The organism is Photobacterium lucens, assembly GCF_009873615.1.
Classification (GTDB): domain Bacteria; phylum Pseudomonadota; class Gammaproteobacteria; order Enterobacterales; family Vibrionaceae; genus Photobacterium; species Photobacterium lucens.
Map to the genome: position 1 here is coordinate 1 of NZ_SSMG01000484.1, position 2,978 is coordinate 2,978.

At 47.0% G+C, this 2,978-nt stretch carries 5 protein-coding genes; all 5 read right to left on the reverse strand.

Annotation, left to right across the window (positions count from 1 at the left end):
* Nucleotides 1–323, reverse strand: a 323-nt coding sequence (locus tag E5A76_RS19790) for a pilus assembly FimT family protein (protein WP_161119974.1), incomplete at its 3' end; no start/stop codon positions are given.
* Between the two features lie 69 nt (nucleotides 324–392).
* Nucleotides 393–911: a metal-dependent hydrolase gene (locus E5A76_RS19795; RefSeq protein ID WP_161119975.1), complete on the reverse strand. Its 519-nt coding sequence runs from the start codon at nucleotides 909–911 to the stop codon at nucleotides 393–395.
* Complete coding sequence (locus tag E5A76_RS19800) at nucleotides 908–1,681, reverse strand: hypothetical protein (protein WP_161119976.1); 774 nt, start codon at nucleotides 1,679–1,681, stop codon at nucleotides 908–910. The genes E5A76_RS19795 and E5A76_RS19800 overlap by 4 nt, the downstream gene beginning before the upstream one ends.
* Nucleotides 1,671–2,393: a hypothetical protein gene (locus E5A76_RS19805; RefSeq protein WP_107167504.1), complete on the reverse strand. Its 723-nt coding sequence runs from the start codon at nucleotides 2,391–2,393 to the stop codon at nucleotides 1,671–1,673. The genes E5A76_RS19800 and E5A76_RS19805 overlap by 11 nt, the downstream gene beginning before the upstream one ends.
* Before the next feature lie 156 nt (nucleotides 2,394–2,549).
* The coding region (locus tag E5A76_RS19810) for a tetratricopeptide repeat protein (protein ID WP_161119977.1) at nucleotides 2,550–2,978 on the reverse strand (429 nt) is incomplete at its 5' end.

Below are 2,978 nucleotides of genomic sequence, written 5' to 3' on the forward strand. Positions count from 1 at the left end.
GTCATTTGGCTACCGTCGACTTTGTATAAAACATTGCTGTGATCACAATCGGCAATGGTGGCATCGGTAGTGGCAATAAGGCACCAGTTATCGGTGAGGGTTTTAGTGCTAGTTAAGCCTATGGTGTGAAGGTACACATCGGTGCCGCGCATCACGGCTTCCGATTTGGCAGCAACGATCAGGCCACGTAGTTCGGTAGAGGTACGCTTCATGGTGTTGCTGGCAAACAGGTTGTTAAAGCTAGGGGCTGCCATAGTGAGCATAATGCTTAAAACACTAATGGCGATAATTAATTCGAGTAAGGTTAATCCTTTATTTTTCATGGTATTAAATCCTTTTTACGTAAGTTATGTAACTTGCGTAAGTTAAGTAAGTTAAGTAAGTTACGTAATCTAAATAAGTCTAAAGCGGTTGGCTTTCCACTCGGCTGCATCAATTAAACCTTGGTTGTAATAACCGCCCCAATCGAAGAAAAACGGGCTAAAACTGCCGCTGCCTGTGACATGGCTAACCCCAATACAAGCGATAATTACTGCAGCAGAAATGGCATATTCAATCGGATCGCCGGTACGAAATCGCCCACCAAATAAGTGAAATCGTCTGTCGCTGTATGGGGAAAAGGGCACACCGCTTACTGTCATGGCATCGGTTAAAATGTGGCTGACGCCTCCCCATGCAAAGGCCATCAATAGGCCGTGATAATCCCAAACAAAGGTGAAGGTGATCGCGGCAATTAGCCAATGGGTGAAGATGTGTGTCGGTCCTCGGTGTTTAACTGGCTTACCCAAGGCTTTTGAAACATATTCCATCCAATCGGGGGCGGTAGCTCCTGCCACGCATGCCGCCACATGTGGGGGCGATACCACGGCACACAATGCCCCTGCGATTAAGGTGTGGTTGAGCCATTTCATTGGCTGTTACCTTGTTTATTGTTTTTGGCTGGCGGTAGGTAGGCGACTTTTTTAAGGTACTGGTTTACTTGTTCACTGGTGCCGTTGTCACACATCGAGATCAGCGCTAGGCGGTTTTCTATTACTTGGGCTTCGTGCTTTAAAATGTCGCGTTGTGCGGCAGCTACTTTTTCTAAAAATCCCACTTGTTCGGTAATGTTGGCCAAGCCTTGTTTTACCCGTGCTTGAGATCGGGCTTCCATTGCCAGGTATAACCCCATTTCACGGTAGGCGTAGTTACGGTTCGCTAAGGCTTGAACAAAATCAGCCACTTGTTTGGCGGTAGCGACGCGGCGTTTATGCTCCCATTCTCTTTCACGGGATTGTTCGGTAGTGGAATAGAGTGGCATTTCCCCAACAATGCCAATGTAGTGATCGGTTATCTCAGGCCAATCGCTGGAATCATATTGATCGACGCTGCTGCGCATACCAGCGACAAGGTTTACGTCTATTTTGAATTTGGTTTTTTCGGGGTAACAACGGGTAATAACGTGGTAAATGGTATCGGGATCGACCTTGGGTGCCCCTTGTATTGCCGGAATCGCGCTATGAAAATCTGGGCTCTCGCCTTTTAAAGTCGGTAGCTCGAACGGCTGAATGTTCGGTGCTTGTTCGCTCGGTTGTTGCCAAGGCAAATCAATAGGCCATGCACTTTCTTCTGCCCCCTCATCTGCTTTTAAGGAAAGGTGTGTGAGCAGTAAAGTTGCAGTGGTAATGGCTCTAATCTGCACGGGTAGATCTCCTTCCGCTACCTAACATTTGTAATCCACCTATCACGGCACCCGCTTCCCATGCGCCAGCAACCACACACATGGCGACTAAAAACCAGATCAGGGCTTTGGTGGTGTCGTAGCTCACATCACTTTCAAGGTTGGTGCGTTGCGGATCGCGACGCTCGACAATCGGGCGAATGGAGGCAGGTAAACGGCCTTCTTCACTGGCCGTCATGATCCATAACTTGGCAGAGATAAGGCACTTACGGGCTATTTGGGCTTTACGGCCTGTTAGCTTGTGGGCGTCATCAATGAACAGCATAGCTTGGGTTTCAAGCAGGTATTCAGCCAGTAGCTCGGCTTTTAACTGCAGGTTGAGTTTGTGCCACGGTGTGGGCCTTTCTTCTTCGGTTTCGCGCTCGCTGTACCATTTGTCGATCCCTTTCACTTCAATCCAGCTAGAGAGCGGCATTAACCCTTCGAGTACCACTGGCTGGGCTTTCTTGCCCCAAATTTCATTACGGTTGTCTTTAAGACGCAGTAACCAGCGGCTTTTGCCTGAGTCGTGTGCCCCTGTGATCAACTGGCACTCTTTACGGCGAATGCAGGTTTCTTGTCTGCGGTGGCTTGGGGCAAATTTGCGCGGAGCATCGACGATCAGCGGTGTGATATACCGGCTACCGTCTTTACGCTGGCGTTTGCTGTCAGTGCGCAGTTTGAGAAATCGCATGCTACCTCTTTGCCAAAAGAAAGAGTTAGATTAACGAAAAGAAAGGTGGCGTTGGTGTTGGTTACAGGGGCTTTAGAGTTGCTTCAATAATGGCTGTAATTGTGTTGTTAGTTGGTATAAGTACTCGATAAGGCTATCGAGTACTTATACTGTGTATTATGCCGTTTCTTCTTCTAACTGATTGAGATTGCTTTGTATTGCTTCTTTAATGTTAAGTAAGCGCTCATCATTTGGCTCTATTGCTAATGCTTGTTGTATAATCTTGTTAGCTTCTTCAAAGCGTTCTGTATTTGTAAGGAAATCGGCATAATTTCTTTGGTTATTGGTATGGTTAGGGGAAGCTTCAATCGCTCGACGATAATAGTACTCGGCATCTTCTAGTTTCCCTTTTTCCTCAAGTAACAGGGCATAATTTCCTAGGTAATCGGCATCATCTGGTTCAATTTCAATTGCCCGACGGTAATAGTACTCGGCGTCTTCTAGTTTCCCTTGTTCACCAAGAAAATAGGCATAATTTCCTAGGTTATTGCTATGGTTAGGGTCAGCTTCAATTGCTCGTCGATAATATTGCTCGGCTTCTTCTAG